General features: G+C 59.2%; 14 protein-coding genes. 8 read left to right on the plus strand and 6 right to left on the minus strand.

Features of this window, described 5'->3' with window-relative positions; all coding sequences use genetic code 11:
- Positions 1-60: 60 nt before the first annotated feature.
- The 4 genes from ACWYRJ_RS17135 to ACWYRJ_RS17150 all read right to left on the minus strand — a co-directional run bounded on the left by ACWYRJ_RS17135 (position 61) and on the right by ACWYRJ_RS17150 (position 2832).
- The gene (locus ACWYRJ_RS17135) at positions 61-699 is read right to left on the minus strand and encodes a two-partner secretion domain-containing protein (protein WP_455508329.1); all 639 of its coding nucleotides are present in this window, start codon (positions 697-699) and stop codon (positions 61-63) included.
- 410 nt (positions 700-1109) lie between these two features.
- Positions 1110-1763: an oxygen-insensitive NAD(P)H nitroreductase gene (gene nfsB / locus ACWYRJ_RS17140; RefSeq protein ID WP_021241586.1), complete on the minus strand. Its 654-nt coding sequence runs from the start codon at positions 1761-1763 to the stop codon at positions 1110-1112.
- Between the two features lie 120 nt (positions 1764-1883).
- A complete protein-coding gene (locus ACWYRJ_RS17145; protein WP_023293103.1) occupies positions 1884-2252 on the minus strand; it encodes an MmcQ/YjbR family DNA-binding protein in 369 nt (122 codons plus the stop codon).
- Positions 2242-2832, minus strand: coding sequence for a TetR/AcrR family transcriptional regulator (locus ACWYRJ_RS17150; protein ID WP_455508330.1), 591 nt, complete (start codon positions 2830-2832; stop codon positions 2242-2244). The genes ACWYRJ_RS17145 and ACWYRJ_RS17150 overlap by 11 nt, the downstream gene beginning before the upstream one ends.
- A gap of 190 nt (positions 2833-3022) precedes the next feature.
- Here ACWYRJ_RS17150 and ACWYRJ_RS17155 point away from each other — a divergent pair, with 190 nt between their 5' ends.
- The gene (locus tag ACWYRJ_RS17155; protein WP_455508331.1) at positions 3023-4126 is read left to right on the plus strand and encodes an MBL fold metallo-hydrolase; all 1104 of its coding nucleotides are present in this window, start codon (positions 3023-3025) and stop codon (positions 4124-4126) included.
- Positions 4127-4158: 32 nt separating this feature from the next.
- Positions 4159-4500 carry a RamA family antibiotic efflux transcriptional regulator gene (locus ACWYRJ_RS17160; RefSeq protein WP_010428317.1) on the plus strand — a complete coding sequence of 114 codons (342 nt, stop codon included), beginning with the start codon at positions 4159-4161 and terminating at the stop codon, positions 4498-4500.
- A 54-nt stretch (positions 4501-4554) separates the two neighbouring features.
- On the opposite strand, the gene ACWYRJ_RS17165 is transcribed toward ACWYRJ_RS17160, so the two are convergent.
- Positions 4555-4803, minus strand: a complete 249-nt coding sequence (locus tag ACWYRJ_RS17165; protein ID WP_013097677.1) for a DUF1158 domain-containing protein — start codon at positions 4801-4803, stop codon at positions 4555-4557.
- A gap of 479 nt (positions 4804-5282) precedes the next feature.
- Between ACWYRJ_RS17165 and ACWYRJ_RS17170 the strand changes: the two genes are divergently transcribed.
- The 3 genes from ACWYRJ_RS17170 (at position 5283) to ACWYRJ_RS17180 (ending at position 12360) form a co-directional block, all read left to right on the plus strand.
- The gene (locus ACWYRJ_RS17170) at positions 5283-7991 is read left to right on the plus strand and encodes a cation-transporting P-type ATPase (protein ID WP_455508332.1); all 2709 of its coding nucleotides are present in this window, start codon (positions 5283-5285) and stop codon (positions 7989-7991) included.
- Between the two features lie 139 nt (positions 7992-8130).
- A complete protein-coding gene (locus ACWYRJ_RS17175; RefSeq protein ID WP_223581507.1) occupies positions 8131-9195 on the plus strand; it encodes an efflux RND transporter periplasmic adaptor subunit in 1065 nt (354 codons plus the stop codon).
- A 9-nt stretch (positions 9196-9204) separates the two neighbouring features.
- A complete protein-coding gene (locus ACWYRJ_RS17180) occupies positions 9205-12360 on the plus strand; it encodes an efflux RND transporter permease subunit (RefSeq protein ID WP_455508333.1) in 3156 nt (1051 codons plus the stop codon).
- Here the strand turns inward: ACWYRJ_RS17180 and ACWYRJ_RS17185 are convergent.
- Positions 12290-13411 (minus strand): YbdK family carboxylate-amine ligase, encoded by a 1122-nt coding sequence (locus tag ACWYRJ_RS17185; RefSeq protein WP_111964467.1) that lies wholly within the window; start codon positions 13409-13411, stop codon positions 12290-12292. The two genes, ACWYRJ_RS17180 and ACWYRJ_RS17185, sit on opposite strands and share 71 nt — an antisense overlap.
- Before the next feature lie 104 nt (positions 13412-13515).
- Between ACWYRJ_RS17185 and ACWYRJ_RS17190 the strand changes: the two genes are divergently transcribed.
- The 3 genes from ACWYRJ_RS17190 (at position 13516) to ACWYRJ_RS17200 (ending at position 19025) form a co-directional block, all read left to right on the plus strand.
- A complete protein-coding gene (locus ACWYRJ_RS17190) occupies positions 13516-14406 on the plus strand; it encodes an oxidoreductase (RefSeq protein ID WP_455508334.1) in 891 nt (296 codons plus the stop codon).
- Between the two features lie 117 nt (positions 14407-14523).
- Positions 14524-14961, plus strand: a complete 438-nt coding sequence (locus ACWYRJ_RS17195) for a DcrB-related protein (RefSeq protein WP_149366069.1) — start codon at positions 14524-14526, stop codon at positions 14959-14961.
- 17 nt (positions 14962-14978) lie between these two features.
- Positions 14979-19025: an RHS repeat-associated core domain-containing protein gene (locus ACWYRJ_RS17200; RefSeq protein WP_455508335.1), complete on the plus strand. Its 4047-nt coding sequence runs from the start codon at positions 14979-14981 to the stop codon at positions 19023-19025.
- The last annotated feature ends 18 nt before the right edge of the window (positions 19026-19043 follow it).

Genomic DNA, 19043 nt, shown 5'->3' on the forward strand with positions numbered 1-19043 from the left:
GTCTGCGTTGTCGGGAAGATACGTGATCTGATCCTTCAACTCAGCAAAAGTTCGATTTATTCAACAAAGCCCTGACCGGGAGATAATATCTGTATATTGAACCGCGCGGGTATCCATACCTTTTCCGGTAATGTTAACCTCGCCTTTGCTAATATCCAGTCCTGTTACATTACCGTTTGCATCAAAATTGGCGGTACCGGTGGTTAAGGTCGCGTGATTCGTATTAATAAAACCGCATCCATCACAGGTAATCCCGGATGGGTTAGCAATAATAACCTGAGCAGATTTTCCAGCGACTTCAATCATGCCATTTAACTGGCTTGGGTCGGAAGAGCGTACTTCATTTAGAATGACTTTTGCACTACCGCTTGCCATATTTGTATTGCCATCAATCATACCTGCTAGCTGAGTGTTAGACGCCGCGCCACTGTTATTAAGAATAACACCGTGAGTTTCAACGTTAAATTCAGAGTAAACGTTATGAGAGACGCCTTCTGCGCTGGCTTTATTAATATCAACAATCGTTGTACCGTTTGAATTAGTGTGGATGCCGGGTTGTTCCGTATTTCCTGCAACAACGGCAGCGTGAACAGGCATGATCATGCCCAGAGCTAACATAGTAGCGAAACAGGTCGGCGCGAGTTTGGCGTGCAAAACCTGACGTGTGAGGTGGGTGCTTACTGCACATTTATTTTTCATATCTCTATCCTTGTATTCCTTGAAATAATAACGCCCATCGTGTGTTAAAATGGGTTTTAAATGGAATCATGCGAAATCAAAAATCCTTTAAAAGACTTGTAATTGTTTATTTCAATATGTCTTTTTATTACGGTGTGCCTTTAGTGATAAAACTAAATTGATTTGTTTGAATTTTGCGCAATGGATTCGTGGTGTTTATGAAACTAAAGGGGAGTATTGATATGCATTAATAAAAAAAGGCTTACGGAAAGAATATAATATAAAAAATATATGATGGATTTTATGAATAAGTATTTCTATGCTGTTACAAATTGCTGGGGGTATTTGTGAACTTTATCGAAGGAAGAATCATAACCCAAAGAAAGCGTCACTGAAAACAGGCACGCCGGAACCCGACGTGCCAGAAGGGATCAGCACTCGGTCACAATCGTGCTTAGAGGCAGGCGAGATTTCGGCAGCGTGGCGTTGAAATCTTCCACGCTGTGATGCCCAACCGGCACCACCACCAGGCTGGTGAAGCCCTTCTCTTTCAGGCCAAACTCTTCGTCGAGGATCGCGGCGTCGAAACCTTCAATCGGTACTGCGTCCAGGCCCAGCGCAGCAACGCCCAGCAGGAAGTTGCCGACGTTCAGGTAAACCTGCTTCGCCATCCACTGGTCGTCATCTTTCAGATCCACGCGATGCATGTCGGCAAAGTAGGTACGGCCCTTATGGTTCGCGGCTTTGGCTTCCGGGGTGTTGAAGCGACCGTCGGCTTCTTCCTGATCGACAACGCGCTCCAGCCATGCATCGTCCATCGCGGTTTTCGCGCAGAACACCACCACGTGAGAAGCATCCAGCATTTTGCGTTCGTTAAACACATAGGTGCCCGCAGCGGATTTCGCCACGCGCGCTTTTCCTTCCTCGGTGCTGGCCACGATGAAGTGCCACGGCTGGGAGTTGGTGCTTGACGGGCTGTACTGCAGCAGGGTTTTGATTTTTTCCGCTTCTTCAGCGGTCAGTTTTTTGCTTGCGTCGAACGCCTTGGTGGAGTGGCGTTTCAGCGCAACAGAAATGATATCCATAACAACTCCTGATGATGAAATTCGCCCGCGTGCGGGCGCGAAAGGTGAGCAGATTACAGCGGGACGCGGAAAAAGATAAGGGCAATTCGAGCGCTTAATCTGTTCGTCTCAGACGAACAATCAGACCGGCCGGATCCACTTCTGGTCTTTTTTCGGCAGTTTATCCACCACCAGATGCCAGGAATCATTAATGAGATCGGTAACCAGTTCCGGCGTCACGTCGTCAGTGCCGTAAAGGGAAATCCAGTGCTTTTTGTTGAGGTGATAGCCCGGTTCAACGCCGCGATAAATCTGCTGATTTAACAGCGATTTTTCCGGGTCTGACTTCAGGCTGACGTGCGGCCGCCCGTGTGCGACGGCCACAATCATGAAAATTTTTCCACCCACTTTAAACACGTCAAACTCCGGCCCAAACGGCCAGCAGTGTTCGGTGAACGGCAGCTCCAGCGCCACGCGTTTTGCGTGCTCCTGCAACGTTTTACTGTCCATCGCTCTCTTCCTGGGCAAGCCCGCGCCACATCACCTCAAAGCCGAGCGCTTTAAACTCAACGGCGCGGGACGGATCGCGGGTGGCAAATTCCATCGTGGATTCGGCCAGCGATAAGAAAAGCGCATCGCCAAACGTTTTAAATTCATCAGACATAAACACCTGACGCACCGAGCGGCGGCAGAGTTTATGCAGCTCCGGGAACATCTCTTTCACCGCCTGTTCCGTTTCGGTGCTCAGCTTTTCACTGACGCCAATCTGGCGGATCGCCGCATGCGCAACGGGGTTACGAATACCCCAGTCCACATAGCTGTTCCAGATATTGCGGGTATGTTCTTTAGGCAGTGTGATGGTGCGATCGAGGTTCGCCAGCATGGTCTGGCAGAGATCTTGCTTCAGGTGCAGATAGAGGGCATTCAGCAGATCGTCTTTCGTAGCAAAGTAGCGGAACAGGGTGCCTTCGGCGACGCCCGCCTTACGGGCAATAAGCGCCGTTGAGGCGGCAATACCTGACTGTGCAAACGCCACCGTTGCGGCTTCCAGTAAGGCCTGTTTTTTATCTTCACTCTTCGGACGTGCCACTAAATTTTTCCTCCTGTCAATTATAAAAACCCTGATTGAAACACGTGCTTTGACACGCTGCAACGCGGAATGTCAAAGATCGAAAACGTCTTGACGACTTTATCATCATATCTATAATGAGTGCTTACTCACTCATAATCAAGTTTACCCTGCGCACGCTATCGGATGGGGCGCGTTTTCGGGTCAGGATATGAAAAAACCTCTCTTCATCTGCGTGGTGTTAATCATGATTATTGCTTCAGCCGCGAGTTTACCGTTTGTTCTGAATGCCGGATTCGGCCAGCCGCCGCAGGGTGAACGGCTCACTGAAGTGGAGGCCTCCCCACAGTATCGCGAGGGGAAATTCCACAACACGCTGCCGACGCCGGGTTATAACGGTGACAAAAATATGCTGGTCGCGATGTGGGAGTTTCTGACCAAAAAAACCGAAAACGCCCGCCCGACCCGGCCGCTGCCGCTGGTGAAAACCGATCTTGCGAGCCTGCCGCTGGAGCAGAACACCCTGGTGTGGCTCGGTCACTCCTCGTGGTATCTGCAGCTCGCGGGTAAACGCATCCTGATTGACCCGGTTCTTGGCAACTATGCCGCGCCGTTCTCGTTCCTCAATAAGGCCTTTGCCGGCGAGTATCCGTGGCGCGCTGAACGCATGCCGGAGATCGACCTGCTGATTATTTCGCACGATCACTACGATCATCTGGATTACGCAACCATCCGGGCGCTAATGCCGAAGGTAAAGCGCGTGGTGACGCCGCTGGGCGTAGGATCCCACCTGCGCTACTGGGGGATGAAGTCCGAGATTATTGACGAGCGCGACTGGAACCAGTCGGTAAGCATCAGCGATGAATTGACGGTGCACGTTCTGCCAGCGCGTCACTTCTCCGGTCGCGGCATCAAACGCGATCGCACATTGTGGGGCAGCTTCATGTTCGTTACGCCAGAGCAGAATGTTTACTACAGCGGGGATTCCGGTTACGGCCCGCACTTCAAGGCCATCGGTGAACAGTTTGGCGAAGTGGACGTCGCCATTATGGAGAACGGCCAGTACGACCAGGACTGGAAGTACATCCACATGCTGCCGGAGGAAACGGCGCAGGCCTCGGCGGATTTGAACGCGAAAGCCGTGGTGCCGGGGCATAACGGACGCTTCGTGCTGGCGAAACACGCCTGGAACGATCCGCTGATCCAGCTGGCAAAAGCCAGCAAGGATAAAAATTATCGGTTGCTGACGCCGGAACTGGGCGAGCCCGTCCGGGTAAGCGACAGCGCACAAACCTTTCGTGCGTGGTGGGAATAATATTTAAGCGAGTAGCAGAGGGGGACAGCAGTATGACCATTTCCGCTCAAGTCATCGACACTATCGTCGAATGGATCGACGACAATCTGCACCAGCCATTACGAATTGAAGAGATAGCCCGCCACGCGGGTTACTCGAAATGGCACCTACAACGGCTATTTATGCAGTACAAAGGGGAGAGTCTGGGGCGTTATATCCGTGAACGTAAGCTGCTGCTGGCGGCGCGCGATCTGCGTGAATCCGACGCCCGGGTGTACGACATCTGCCTGCGTTACGGATTTGACTCGCAGCAGACGTTTACCCGTATCTTCACCCGTACGTTCAACCAGCCACCTGGAGCGTACCGTAAAGAGAACCATAGCCAGACACATTAACCTTTCGCGTGTAGGCCGGGTAAGGCGAAGCCGCCACCCGGCTTTTTTATTGGCTCAGGATGCCAGGGAAAACCAGCGTCGCCAGACGAAACGCAGCACGAAGAATTCAATCGCCCCGAGCAGTAAAAACCACACGCAGAACAGAATGGTGTAAAGCTGGTTCAGATCGACCATGTGAAAGGTCTGAACCAGCTTCTGCGCCAGCACCAGCCCAAGCGAAGGCGCCGGGAGCAGCAGGCACGAAAGCAGGGCCAGTAATAAAATGCCGCCTGCGGTGAGCAGCGATTCTAGCGGGTGTTTCATCGTAATGTTAATCGTCAGTTAAAAATGTCATTGTCCGGCATTCTGTAACGTAAAGCAATATCAGCCCCGCTGACCTTTTTGAATAAAACAAAGACATTATTACTACGCACAAATAACAACATACGACCCGGCGTTTATATTAATATCGCGTTATGTAAATAAACGTCCGTATCAGGAAAATAATTTTACAAATGTATAGGTGCTATAACCAATTAACGTGGCAATAACAATGGCCGCGATAACGTATAACACCAGTCTACGCCCGTGATAAATACCCCACATGGTTCCCCCTCGTTTAGTATTGGTTTAGAAATATTTTGTAAAAATCGGGTCATTGAAATAGTTTTAATCAGTTTTGAATAACCGAGAAGTCATTATGTTGCGGTAGATCAATTTTACCCGCAAGACTTTAAAATGAATTTATTTAAGCCCGAAAGGAATTCAGGCTTCTGTTCACCGGAAATTGAAGGAAAAATACGATGACTGAAAAAAAATTGACTCCTAACGTGCCGCCTTCCGGCGGGCTGGCATACCAGCAGACCGTAGAGCAGGCGCTTGCACATGCGCAGAGCCAGGCAAGCGGTCTGGACCGTGCAGAGGCGCAGGCGCGTCTGCAAAAAACAGGGCCGAACGCGCTGCCGGAGAAAAAAGGCAAACCCGCCTGGCTGCGTTTCTTAGCCCATTTTAATGATGTGCTGATTTATGTTCTGCTGGCCGCCGCCGTATTAACGGCAGTAATGGGCCACTGGGTTGATACGCTGGTAATTTTGGGCGTGGCGGTCATCAATGCGCTAATTGGCCATATTCAGGAAAGCAACGCAGAAAAATCGCTGAAGAGTATTCGCAATATGCTTTCCAGCGAGGCGCGCGTTATTCGTAACGGCAACCACGAAACAATCCCCACAACTGAAATAGTCCCGGGCGATATTATTGTATTACGCGCGGGGGATCGTATTCCGGCGGATATGCGTTTAATCGAAGCGCATAATTTACGCGTGGAAGAGGCGATTCTGACCGGTGAATCGACCGTGGTGGATAAACACGTTAATCCACTGAGCGGGGAATTACCGCTGGGCGATCGCACCAACATGGTCTTCTCCGGGACGACCGTCAGCGCGGGCGGCGGTATCGGTGTGGTCACCGCGACCGGTAAAGATACGGAACTCGGCCACATCAACCAGATGATGGCGGGTATCGAAAAGCACCGTACGCCGCTGCTGGTGCAGATGGACAAGCTGGGTAAAGCGATTTTCGTGATTATTCTGGCGATGATGGCCGCGCTGTTTGTCTTCAGCCTGGCGTTCCGCGAGATCCCCATGGGCGAGCTCCTGCTCTCTCTGATTAGCCTGGCGGTTGCCTCCGTACCGGAAGGTTTGCCGGCAATCATCTCCATCATCCTTTCGCTGGGCGTGCAGGCGATGGCGCGCAAGCGGGCGATTATCCGCAAGCTGCCGACGGTTGAAACGCTCGGCGCGATGACCGTGGTCTGCTCGGATAAAACCGGCACCCTGACCATGAACGAGATGACGGTTAAAGCCATCATCACCGCCGACGCCTGCTACCGCGTGGACGGCAACAGCTACGAGCCGGTAGGCAACATCTATCTGGAAGGTAGCGACGAGCCGGTCCACATCCAGCCGGGCACCGTGCTGGAGCAGTATCTGCGTACCATCGACCTGTGTAACGACAGCCAGCTGATTCAGGACGAGCGAGGCCTGTGGGGCATCACCGGTGGGCCGACCGAGGGCGCGCTGAAGGTGCTGGCGGCGAAGGCCAGCCTTGAGCCGGTAATGACCACGCTGGTTAACAAGATCCCGTTCGACTCGCAGTACAAGTACATGAGCACCCACTACCAGATTGGCAGCGAGGAGCAGATCCTGATCACCGGCGCGCCGGACGTGATTTTTGCCCTGTGTTCGCAGCAGCAGACCCGTCACGGTACGGAAGCCTTCAACCGCACGTACTGGGAAAGTGAGATGGAGCGCTATGCGCGTCAGGGGCTGCGCATGGTCGCCGCGGCGTTCAAGCCAGCTAACGGCGAGCAGGAACTGACGCACGACGACCTGAGCCACGGCCTGATCTTCCTCGGCATCGCCGGGATGATGGATCCGCCGCGTCCGGAAGCGATTGATGCGATTAACGCCTGCCAGCAGGCGGGGATCCGCGTGAAGATGATCACCGGGGATCACCCGCAGACGGCGATGAGCATCGGCCAGATGCTGGGGATCGCCAACAGCGAGCAGGCGGTCACCGGCTACGAGCTGGAGAAGATGGACGACGCCGCGCTGGCGGAGGCGGCGGTGCAGTATGACATCTTCGCTCGTACCAGCCCGGAGCATAAGCTGCGCCTGGTGAAAGCGCTGCAGGACAAAGGCGAAATCGTTGGCATGACCGGCGACGGCGTAAACGACGCCCCGGCGCTGCGTCAGGCGGACGTGGGCATCGCGATGGGCATCAAGGGCACGGAAGTGACCAAAGAGGCGGCGGATATGGTCCTGACGGACGATAACTTTGCCACCATCGCCAGCGCGGTGAAAGAGGGGCGTCGCGTATACGACAACCTGAAGAAGACCATTCTGTTCATCATGCCGACCAACCTGGCGCAGGGGCTGCTGATTGTGATTGCGCTGCTGGCGGGGAACATTATTCCGCTGACGCCGGTGCTGATTCTGTGGATGAACATGGCCACCTCCGCCACGCTCTCCTTCGGCCTGGCCTTCGAAGCTGCCGAGCGCAACATTATGCGCCGCCCGCCGCGCCAGAGCGGGCAGCACGTGATGGACGCCTACGCCGTCTGGCGCGTGGCCTTCGTCGGTACCATGATTGCCATCGCCGCCTTTGCGCTGGAAGCCTGGCTGGCTCCGCGCGGCCACAGCGCGGAGTTCATCCGCACCGTGCTGCTGCAGATGCTGGTCTGCGCCCAGTGGGTATACATGATTAACTGCCGCAACACCGAAGGGTTCTCCCTCAACCGCGGCCTGCTGGCGAACAAAGGGATCTGGCTGGTGACGGGCGTGCTGTTCCTGCTCCAGGCGGCGATTATCTACCTGCCGTTTATGCAGATGCTGTTCGGTACCGAAGCCCTGCCGCTGCGCTACTGGTTTGTGACCCTGGCCGTTGCAGGCGTGATGTTCTTCGTCGTCGAAATCGAGAAGCGACTGACCCGCAGGTTCCGTAAGGCTGCATAACTAAAACCTTACCTCTCACCCTAACCCTCTCCCCACAAGGGAGAGGGGACAGTCTGGTACTTTCCCTTGGGCTCGGTTTTCTCCCTCGCCCCTCTGGGGAGAGGGCCGGGGTGAGGGGAGACAACGCTGAGGTACTCCCATGAAACTTCCACTCCTGTTCGCACTTCTTGTCAGTACCCTGCAACCCGTCTTCGCCGCCGCGATCCCCGTTCGCGTCGCCACCGTGGAGCAGACCGCCCACGCCGCCGAGCGCCAGATCCCGGGCCGCATCGAAGCCATCCACACCGTTGAGCTGCGCGCGCGTACGGAAGGTATGATTACCAAAATTAACTTCCGCGACGGGCAGTATGTGAAAAAAGGCGACGTGCTGTTTGAGCTGGACGACGCCGAGCCGCGCGCAGCCCTGCGCCTGGCGCAGGCCGAAGTGAAAAGCGCCGAAGCCACGCTGCGCCAGGCGCAGCAGCAGCTTTCCCGCTTTGAAAGCCTGGGCAGCAGCAACGCCATCAGCCGTCACGACGTGGACAACGCCCGCATGCAGCGCGACGTCGCCAGTGCCGCTCTCGAGCAGGCGAAGGCCCGGCTCGAAGCCCGCAACGTCACCCTGAGCTACACCCGAATCACCTCGCCAATTGACGGCCGCGTGGGCCACAGCAGCTTCCACGTGGGTAGCCTGGTCAACCCAGCGAGCGGCGTTTTGGTGGAGGTGGTGCAGCTTGACCCGATCCGCATCGCCTTTGCGCTGGAAGAGGGGGCATTTTCCACCAAAGCCGGACAGCATGCGGATATCAACGCCATGAAGCGTGCCTGGCAGGCGCTGATCGACAGCAATGGCCAGCGCGTCAGCGGCGAGCTGACGTCAGTGGATAACCGCATTGACCCGCGTACCGCCAGCGTGATGCTGCGCGCCGAGTTTGCCAACCCGCGCCATCAGCTCCTGCCCGGCGGCAATGTGAACGTGTTTTTGCGTCCGGCAAGCGAGCAGCCGGTGCTGACCCTGCCTGCCGCAGCGGTGCAGCAGAACGGCGACGGGTTCTTTGCCTGGGTGGTTAATGCCGACGGAAAAGCCGAAATGCGCCCGCTGAAGGTCGCCGGACAGATCGGCCAGCAGTTCCGGATTTTATCCGGCGTGAAGTCCGGTGAGCGAGCGATTACTGACGGTGCGCAGCGCGTGCAGCCCGGCGCTGCCGTCCAGATACTGAATTAAGGAGCCATCATGCTGACGTTTTTCATCAAACGCCCGCGCTTCGCGATGGTGATTGCGCTGGTCATCACCCTGCTGGGGGCCATTGCGCTGAGGATTATTCCGGTGGAGCAGTACCCGCAGATCGCGCCGCCGGTGGTGAACGTCTCTGCCAGCTGGCCGGGCGCCAGCTCGGCTGACGTGGCGGAGGCCATCGCCACGCCGCTGGAGACGCAGCTGAACGGCGTGGACCATATGCTCTACATGGAGTCCACCAGTTCGGACGAAGGCACTTACAGCCTGAACATTACCTTTGCGGCGGGCACGGATCCGGATCTCGCCGCCATCGACGTGCAAAACCGCGTGGCGCAGGCCGTGGCGCAGCTCCCAACCGAGGCGCAGCAAAATGGCGTGCAGGTGCGCAAGCGCGCCACCAACCTGATGATGGGGGTAAGTCTTTACTCACCGAACAATACCCACACGCCGCTGTTCGTCAGCAACTACGCCAGCACCCAGGTGCGCGAGGCGCTGTCGCGTCTGCCCGGCGTGGGGCAGGTGCAGATGTTCGGCGCACGCGACTACAGCATGCGCATCTGGCTGCGTCCGGACCGCATGAACGCCCTGAACGTCACCACCGACGACGTGGCGCAGGCGCTGCGTGAGCAGAACGTGCAGGGCGCGGCCGGTCAGGTGGGCACGCCGCCGGTGTTTAACGGCCAGCAGCAGACCCTGACCATCAACGGGCTGGGGCGCTTAAGCCAGGCCGACGACTTTGCCGACATCATCATCCGCGCGGGGGAGATGGGCCAGCTGGTGCGCCTGAAGGACGTCGCCACCATCGAGCTCGGCTCGCGCAGCTACAGCTCCGGCGCGCAGCTGAACGGGCACGATTCCGCCTACCTCGGCATCTACCCGACGCCGTCCGCCAACGCCCTGCGCGTGGCCGACGCGGTGCGCGCGGAGCTGGAGCGCCTCTCGACGCGCTTCCCGGACGACCTGGTCTACGAGGTGAAGTTCGACACCACCTCCTTTGTTGCCGCGACCATTAAGGAGATCGGCGTCTCGCTGGCGCTGACGATGCTGGCGGTGGTGGTGGTCGTTTCCCTGTTCCTGCAGAGCTGGCGCGCGACGCTGATTGTCGCCCTCGCCATTCCGGTGTCGCTGGTGGGCACCTTTGCGGTGCTCTATACGCTCGGCTACTCCGCCAACACGCTCAGCCTGTTTGCCATCATTCTGGCGCTGACCATGGTGGTGGATGACGCCATCGTGGTGGTGGAGAGCGTAGAAACGCTGATGGCGGAAGGACAGAGCCGCACGGCGGCAACCGCGCTGGCGCTGCGCCAGATTGCCGGGCCGGTCATCGCGACGACGCTGGTGCTGCTGGCGGTATTTGTGCCGGTGGCGCTGCTGCCGGGGATTGTCGGCGAGCTGTACCGCCAGTTCGCGGTTACGCTCTCCACCGCCGTGACGCTCTCAAGCCTGGTAGCGCTGACCCTGACGCCCGCCCTGTGCGCGATGCTGCTGCGTCCGCGCCCGGAGAAACCGGCGGCCGTTTATCGCGCCTTTAACCGCGGGCTGGACGCCACGCGAGGTTTCTACACCCGCATCGTGAATGTCTTAAACCTGCGTCCGTGGCTGGCGCTGCTGGCCACCGCAGGCGCGGCGGCAGTCGTGCTGTTCAGCTTTACGTCGATGCCAAAAGGCTTCCTGCCGCAGGAGGACCAGGGCTACTTCTTCGCCAGCGTCCAGCTGCCGGAAGCGGCCTCGCTGGAGCGGACCGAAGCGGTGATGACCACCGCGCGGGAGCTTATCGCCAAACATCCGGCGGTGGAGGACGTGATTCAGGTCTCCGGGTTTAACATCCTCAACGGCACCAGCGCCTCCAACGGCGGGTTTATCTCCATCATGCTGAAGGACTGGAGCGCGCGTCCGCCGCTGGAAGAGGTGATGGGCACCCTGCAGCGCCAGCTGCTGGCCCTGCCGGAAGCCACCATCATGACCTTCGCGCCGCCGACGCTGCCGGGGCTGGGCAACGCCTCCGGCTTTGACCTGCGCATCCAGGCTCAGGCGGGGCAGAGCCCGGCGGAACTGGAGCGCGTGACGCGTGAGGTGCTGGCGAAAGCCAACCAGCACCCGCAGCTGACCCGCGTGTTCACCACCTGGAGCAGCAACGTGCCGCAGCTGACGCTGACCGTTGACCGCGAGCGTGCCGCCCGCCTCGACGTGCCGGTGTCACGTATCTTCAGCAGCCTGCAAACCGCCTTTGGCGGCACGCGCGCCGGGGATTTCAGCATCAACAACCGCGTCTACCACGTGGTGATGCAGAACGAGATGCAGTGGCGTGAGCGCGCCGAACAAATCAGCGAGCTGTTCGTGCGCAGCAACAGCGGCGAGCGGGTGCGCCTGAGCAACCTCGTCACCATCACGCCGACCGTCGGCGCGCCGTTCCTGCAGCAGTACAACCAGTTCCCGTCCGTTTCGGTGAGCGGCTCTGCAGCAACTGGGGTGAGCAGCAGCACCGCGATGGCGGTGATGGGCGATATTCTGGCAGAGAGCCTGCCGGCCGGATACGACTACGCCTGGAGCGGCATGTCGTATCAGGAGCAGCAGACAGGCAATCAGGCGATCTGGATTGTGCTGGCGGCGGTGGTGATGGCGTGGCTGTTCCTCGTCGCACAGTACGAGAGCTGGACGCTCCCGGCGAGCGTGATGCTCTCGGTGCTGTTCGCCCTCGGCGGGGCGCTGGTCTGGCTGTGGATGGCGGGCTACGCCAACGACGTGTACGTGCAGATTGGTCTGGTATTGCTGATCGCGTTAGCGGCCAAGAACGCGATTCTTATCGTCGAGTTCGCCCGCGCTCGGCGTATGGACGGAATGGCGATTGTCGATGCTGCGCGGGAAGGGGCCTCGCGCCGCTTCCGCGCGGTGATGATGACCGCCGTATCGTTCATCATCGGCGTTCTGCCCATGATGCTGGCGACCGGGGCGGGTGCCCAGAGCCGCCGCATCATCGGCACCACGGTGTTCAGCGGCATGCTGGTGGCGACCGTGGTGGGGATCCTGTTTATCCCGGCGCTGTTCGTGCTGTTCCAGCGCCTGCGCGAGTGGGGCCACGGCCTTACGGACTCGTCGCCCACAGCTCGCAGTGCTTCTGCACCAGAGAAATTAGCGAGCCGCCGTCGGCGATAAAGTCCCGCATGCGCTGCGCCTCGCTCTTGCCCTGCTTTAACAGCAGGGCAATTTCATTGATTGCGCTCGTCGCGCCGAGCTTATCGGCCGACGGCGCCACCTGCTCCAGCAGCCAGGCGATGTCTTCCGCCACGGTTTTTTGCTCACCGGTATGCACGTCCGTCAGGATGCCCTCCAGCCCGTAGCGACATGCCTGAAAACGGTTAAAACGGTAGAGCAGAAAATCCCGTTCCTGATGCTTATACGGCCGCGTGGTCAGCAGCCAGTGCGACGTGGCCTGAATCAACCCGGCGATGTTAATCGCGTGGCCGAGCGTCAGCGGCGTATCCATCACCCGCACCTCCACGGTGCCAAAATGCGGGCTGGGGCGAATATCCCAGTGCAGATCCTTGATGCTGTCGATCATGCTGGTGGAGCTCAGGCGGCGGAACAGCCCTTCAAACTCCTGCCAGCTGTTTACCCACGGCATCTGTCCGTTATCCGGGAACCCGGAGAAGATATTGAGCCGCGACGAGGAGAACTTCGTGTCGGTGCCTTGCATGTACGGCGAGGCGGCCGCCAGGGCAATAAAGTGCGGCACGAATCGCGACAGGCCGTGCAGGAGGTAAATGGCGTCATCCCCGGTCCGGCAGCCGACGTGAACGTGCTGACCGAACACCGTCGCCTGCAAAATCAGATAGCCAAAGCGCTCCAGCGTGACGTTATAGCGCTCGTCGTCGCACACCTCCTGGCGCTGCCATTTCTGGAACGGATGCGTCCCGCCGCCGCAGATCTGGATATGCTGCTCCGCCGCCGCGCGCAGGATGCTCTGCTGCATCACCGAAAACTGCGCCGCTGCCTGGTCGATGGTCTGACACACGCCGGTGGCGATTTCGAGCATGCTTTCGGTGATATCGTGTTTGACTTCACCGCCTTTGATGTCGTCTTTGACGGCGGCGATGAGCGCGGAGGAGTCCTGGCTGAGATCGTACCCCGGCGGGTTAACCACCTGCAGTTCGAGCTCGATGCCAAGGGTGAACGGTTCAGAGGATTTGAAATCGGGTAAAGGCATGGCGCACTCCGTTGTCTGTGAATGTTGAGTATAGACAACGGGTGTGGCGCGCTCGTCTCAGGGTGGTATAACTGATAGCAGGCTTAGCAAAAGGGGAGTGTATCATGTCTGACTATACAACCATTGCGCTGATAGGACCCGGTGCGATTGGCACCACCATTGCCGCGGTACTGCATGACGCTGGCCGCACGCCATTGCTCTGCGGACGGACCGCGCATCCGAAATTACGCCTGTGCCACGACGAAGGTGAAACGGTGGTGCCCGGTCCGGTACTAACCGACCCGACGGCCATTACGCGTCCCGTTGATCTCGTGTTTATCGCAGTGAAAACGACGCAAAATGCCGACAGCGCCGGATGGCTGCGCGCGCTGTGCGATGAAAATACGGTGGTCTGCGCCCTGCAAAACGGCGTAGAGCAGAAGGCTCAGCTTGAGCATTTGGTCAGTGGCGCAACGGTGCTGCCGTCGGTAGTCTGGTTCCCGGCGCAGCGCGAGCCGGATGCCTCCGTCTGGCTGCGCGCCAAACCACGCCTGACGCTGCCGGATGTGCCGCAGGCACAGCGGGTGGTGGAGGCGCTTCGCGGTACGCGCTGTGAAGTTGAACTCTCGGCAGATTTCCCCACCGTCGCCTGGCGCAAGCTGCTGCAAAACGCGGTCGCCGGGCTGATGGTTCTCGCCAACCGCCGCGCCGGGATGTTCAGGCGCGAGGATATCAGCGAACTTTCGCTGGCCTACCTGCGCGAGGGGCTGGCCGTCGCCCGCGCCGAAGGGGCGAAGCTGAACGATGACGTGGCGCAGGAGATTCTGGCGAACTTTCAGCGCGCGCCCGTGGACCTGGGTACGTCGATTCTGGCTGACCGTCAGGCGGATCGCCCGATGGAGTGGGATATCCGCAACGGCGTCATCCAGCGCTACGGCCTCAAACACGGCATTGCGGTGCCCATCAGCGACGTGGTGGTACCGCTGCTGGCGGCAGGGAGCGAGGGGCCGGGTTAACGGTTACTGTTTTTCCGTTCGGCGAGGGCTGGCGTTGGGCAATAATCTGGGGATAGTCAGCCTTAAACACATATGCGAAACTTGCCGCTTCTGAAAATATGTGGTGGGACCCGCTCAATGTCAGAACTACATTCGCAGTGCCTTTTCAGTGAAGGACAGATCACCTTTCCTGAGGGTTATCAGGATCGTACCGTCAACGTATTCGCGCCGCCCGCTGCGGATGCGCCGGCGTTCAATATCTCCCGCGATACCCTCAACCCCGGCGAAGCGCTTGCCGCATATATCGATCGCCAGCTTGCCCTGATGGAAAAACACATCAAGGGCTGGAAGCAGGGTGAGCGCAGCGCCGCTACGCTTGGCGACAATCTTTCCCAGGGTGAAATTGTCCATGCCAGCTACCTGCGCGACGGGAAACGCATCTGGCAGCAGCAGGCCGTATTTAATGTCGACAGCGATAAAATTCTGGTCTTCACCATGACCTGCACCCGTGCGCTGGGCGATGCCGACAGCGCGCTGTTTGGCGATCTTCTCAGGAGCTTCCGCTTCCACCATTAACACCAGGGACAGTTGTTATGTTTGAAGCAGCACGCGTTGGCGATGATATCGGACATTCCGGTGCGCTGGCCGGGATGATTGCCGGAACGATTGTCGGTGGCCTGATTGCCGCCGCCGGGGGCATCCTGGCGGGGGCCATGTTTATTGCGGGTCTCGGCGCATCCTGTCTTGGGGTGGGCGTCCTGCTCGTCGGCGCCAGCCTGGCCGTGGGATATTATACCGGGGAGCTGGCGACCGCCGCCCGGGACAGCATCGCGGACGCCGGGGCATCCAGCATGACGAAGAAAGGCGTCATCACCTCCGGCTCGCCCAATGTGTATATCAATGGTAAACCCGCAGCCATGGCAACAGACAGCACGGTGAAGTGCTCTGACGACGGCTCGCAGCAGATGGCCGAAGGCTCTTCGCGGGTCTCTATCAACGGCCTGCCTGCGGCACGCATCGGGGATCGAACCACCTGCGACGCGAAGGTGATGACCGGTTCGAACAACGTCATTATCGGCGGCGATCCGCAGCAAACCCTGCCCATTCAGTCTGAAGTCCCCGAGTGGCTCTACAAAGTCTCCGATCTTACCCTGCTGTTCGCCGGGCTTATCGGCGGGTGGGGCGGTGCCGCTGGTAAAGTCGGGGCGCTCTCTAAGCTGCTGGGCAAAATCCCCGGTATCAACAAGCTGGCCCGTATCGCCTGTCGCGCCGGCACGCTGATGACCGGCGTGGCGGCCGCGGGGATTATCGCCCGCCCGGTAGATATCGTCAGCGGACAGAAGTTTCTCAGCGGGGATGATGAGCTGGACTTCGTCCTGCCTTCCCGTCTTCCGGTGCGCTGGCAGCGCTACTGGCGCAGCGGCAACCCCGGCGCCAGCGTGCTGGGCCGCGGCTGGAGCCTGTTCTGGGAAAGCCGCCTTGAGCCGTATCAGGACGGCCTGGTGTGGCGCGCGCCGTCCGGCGATTACGTCGCCTTCCCGAAGGTCCCTAAAGGGATGCGCACCTACTGCGAAAGCGAAAAGAACTGGCTTGAACATCATCAGGACGACAGCTGGTCGGTGTATGACGTCAGCGGCGAACGCTGGCGCTATTCACCGCTTAAGGATGATGCCCCGTCGCTGCTCCAGCGCATCTCTGAACCCTGCGGCAACGATATCCTCTTCGAGTGGAATGCGGATAATACTCTGCATGCCCTGACCGACAGCGCGGGCCAGCGCGTGGTCTGCCGCTACGACCGTGACAGGCTCGCCAGCGCCTGGCTGGATGACGAGATTTGCCTGGTCAGTTACGCTTATGATGAACAGCGCCAGCTGGTCTGTGTGACCGGCCGGGGCGGTAGCGTGCGCCGACGCTTCCGCTGGCAGGACGGGCTGATGAGCGCCCACGAGGACGCCAACGGGCTGCTGAGCGAATACCGCTGGCGGGAGATTGACGGCCTGCCGCGCGTGATCGGCTTCCGCCACAGCGGCGGCGAACAGCTGACGTTCGAATACGATTTTGATAACGGCATCCGTCGCGCCATGCGTGACGATGGCGCGCAGGCGCACTGGCTGATTGATGACGACGATAACGTCGCGCGCTTCACGGATTACGACGGCCGCCAGACGACGTTTGTCTACCGCGACGGCGAGCTCAGCGATGTCATTCTGCCCGGCGGTGCGATGCGCTGCAGTACCTGGGATAAGTATGGCCGCATGACCAGTGAGACGGACCCGGCGGGTCGTCGCACAGAATATTACTGGTATCGTCTGACCGACCGCATCACCCGGACGGTCTACCCGGACGGTACCTCATCGCAGGCCATGTACGACCTTCGCGGACGCCTGCTGTCGGAAACGTATCCGGCCGGTAGCACCACCGCGTATCGCTATCCCGATGAGGAAGAAAACCTGCCGGAGAGCATTACCGACGCCCTCGGCGGCGTGGTGCGCCTGGTCTGGAACCACCAGGGGCTGCTGACGCAGCGCACCGACTGCTCCGGCAGCGTGACCCGCTTCACCTACGACCGCTTCGGGCAGCTGATTGCCAGCGAGGATGCGGAAGGGAATATCACGCGCCGGGAGTGGAGCCGTGCCGGGCTGCTGAGTGTCGTGATCCATCCGGACGGCAGCCGCGAGTCGCTGGTGTGGAACGAACGCGGCCAGCTCACGGGCTGGCGCGACCCGCTGGAAAGCGAGGTGCGCTGGGCCTATAACGCACTCGGCCTCCCGGTCAGCCTTACCGACCGTATTGGTCGCGTGCGCCAGTGGCGCTACGATCCGCGCGGTAACCTGCTGCGACTCGATAACGGCAACGGGGCGGAATACCGCTTTACCTACGACGCCGTGGGGCGACCGCTCAGCGAAACGCGCCCGGACGAGACCGTGCGCCATATGGAATGGGACGCGCGAGGCTTCCTCTGCGCGCTCGAAGAAAACGGCCGGCCTGCCGCCGACGGAGGCATCGCCCGTCGCGTCCAGCAGTTCAGCTATGACGACAGCGGGCTGCTGATCGGGCGCACTCAGCGCCACGCGGAGTACCGCTACTTCCGCGACCTGAGCGGCCAGATCACCCGCATCCGCCGCACGCCAACCGCCGAAGGCGTTGCCCTGGGTATTGAAAGCGATGAGATTGCTTACCGCCACGATGCCGCCGGGCGCGTGCTGAGCGAATCCGGCATTAACGGCGCGGTGGGCTATGAATGGGATGCCCTGAGCAACCTGACCGGCCTGACGCTGCCCGGCGAGCAAAAGCTGGCCTGGCTGCACTACGGCTCCGGCCATGTCAGCGCCATCCGCTTCGGGCAGCAGCTGGTGACCGAGTTCACCCGCGACCGCCTGCACCGCGAGGTGCGCCGCACCCAGGGCGCGCGCGAGCAGCTCCGTCAGTATGACAGCCTTGGCAGACGTACCCTGCAGCGCAGTGAGCTAAGTACGGACGTGACCCTGCCGGAGCAGGCGATACTGGAACGCCTGTATCGCTACACCGCACGCGGTGAGCTTTCCGGCGTCAGCGACACCCTGCGCGGTGAGGTGGATTACGGCTACGACGCCGAAGGGCGTCTGCTGAAGCACTACGAGGCCCGACAGGGGCACAGCCGCGCGCAGTTCAGCTATGACGCCGCGGATAACCTCGCCGCCAATGATGATGCGGTACCGGTCACGGATAACCGCCTGCAGCACTGGCAGGCGCTGTTTATGAAATACGACCACTGGGGCAACCTGGTCAGCCGCCGCAACGGACTGTATGAACAGCATTATGCGTATGACGCCGAGAACCGTCTGGTGTCCGCCCGGGGAACCGGGCCGGGAGGACGTTTTGAGGCGCGCTATCACTACGACGCACTGGGCCGCCGTACCCGCAAAATCGTCACCACCGCGCACGGCACCACCGAAACGCGCTTCCTGTGGCAGGGCTACCGCCTGTTGCAGGAGCAGCAGGAGAGCGGGCTGTGCAGCACCTATGTTTACGATCCGAATGAGGCCTGGAGCCCGCTGGCGCGGGTGGATCACCTTCGAGACCAGAGCAGCGGTGAGATTTACTGGTTCAACACCGACCTGAACGGCGCGCCGCTGGAAGTGACCGACGAGCGCGGCGCGGTGCGCTGGAGCGGCCAGTACGGCAGCTTTGGTGAGGTGCGTCACCAGAGCGAAGGATTCTCACGGGTTGTGAATCGCACAGCGATGGCACATCAACCGCTTCGCTATGCCGGGCAGTACGCTGACGGTGAAACAGGGCTGCACTATAACCTGTTCCGCTACTACGACCCGCAGGTCGGGCGGTTTATTGTGCAGGATCCGATAGGGTTGAATGGTGGGTGGAACCTTTATCAGTATGCGCCGAACCCGTTGGGGTGGATTGATCCGTGGGGGTTAGCAGGTGTCAGGCTCCCAAGAAATAATGGCCATTGGGACGGAATACCAGGAGAAAGTAACTGGTATTCATATAATGACAAAGTTAATGCAGTTACATCGAACCAGCCTATACCTTTGGAAGGTGCGAATAAGCAGGTCATTTCTTCCCAAGCTGACTCGTTGATTAAAATTTCGCGGATCTGGGCCGATTTTTTTCCCGCAAACACATCGAATCAGCCTATTTAGGCTATTTTTTCCACCATT

The organism is Enterobacter sp., assembly GCF_977039595.1.

What these genes read in the sequence shown, in the direction of transcription:
- ACWYRJ_RS17135 (WP_455508329.1), bottom strand. Translation starts at nt 699, where the DNA reads ATGAAAAATAAATGTGCAGTAAGCACCCACCTCACACGTCAGGTTTTG.
- nfsB (WP_021241586.1), bottom strand. Translation starts at nt 1,763, where the DNA reads ATGGATATCATTTCTGTTGCGCTGAAACGCCACTCCACCAAGGCGTTC.
- ACWYRJ_RS17145 (WP_023293103.1), bottom strand. Translation starts at nt 2,252, where the DNA reads ATGGACAGTAAAACGTTGCAGGAGCACGCAAAACGCGTGGCGCTGGAG.
- ACWYRJ_RS17155 (WP_455508331.1), top strand. Translation starts at nt 3,023, where the DNA reads ATGAAAAAACCTCTCTTCATCTGCGTGGTGTTAATCATGATTATTGCT.
- ACWYRJ_RS17160 (WP_010428317.1), top strand. Translation starts at nt 4,159, where the DNA reads ATGACCATTTCCGCTCAAGTCATCGACACTATCGTCGAATGGATCGAC.
- ACWYRJ_RS17165 (WP_013097677.1), bottom strand. Translation starts at nt 4,803, where the DNA reads ATGAAACACCCGCTAGAATCGCTGCTCACCGCAGGCGGCATTTTATTA.
- ACWYRJ_RS17170 (WP_455508332.1), top strand. Translation starts at nt 5,283, where the DNA reads ATGACTGAAAAAAAATTGACTCCTAACGTGCCGCCTTCCGGCGGGCTG.
- ACWYRJ_RS17175 (WP_223581507.1), top strand. Translation starts at nt 8,131, where the DNA reads ATGAAACTTCCACTCCTGTTCGCACTTCTTGTCAGTACCCTGCAACCC.
- ACWYRJ_RS17180 (WP_455508333.1), top strand. Translation starts at nt 9,205, where the DNA reads ATGCTGACGTTTTTCATCAAACGCCCGCGCTTCGCGATGGTGATTGCG.
- ACWYRJ_RS17185 (WP_111964467.1), bottom strand. Translation starts at nt 13,411, where the DNA reads ATGCCTTTACCCGATTTCAAATCCTCTGAACCGTTCACCCTTGGCATC.
- ACWYRJ_RS17190 (WP_455508334.1), top strand. Translation starts at nt 13,516, where the DNA reads ATGTCTGACTATACAACCATTGCGCTGATAGGACCCGGTGCGATTGGC.
- ACWYRJ_RS17195 (WP_149366069.1), top strand. Translation starts at nt 14,524, where the DNA reads ATGTCAGAACTACATTCGCAGTGCCTTTTCAGTGAAGGACAGATCACC.
- ACWYRJ_RS17200 (WP_455508335.1), top strand. Translation starts at nt 14,979, where the DNA reads ATGTTTGAAGCAGCACGCGTTGGCGATGATATCGGACATTCCGGTGCG.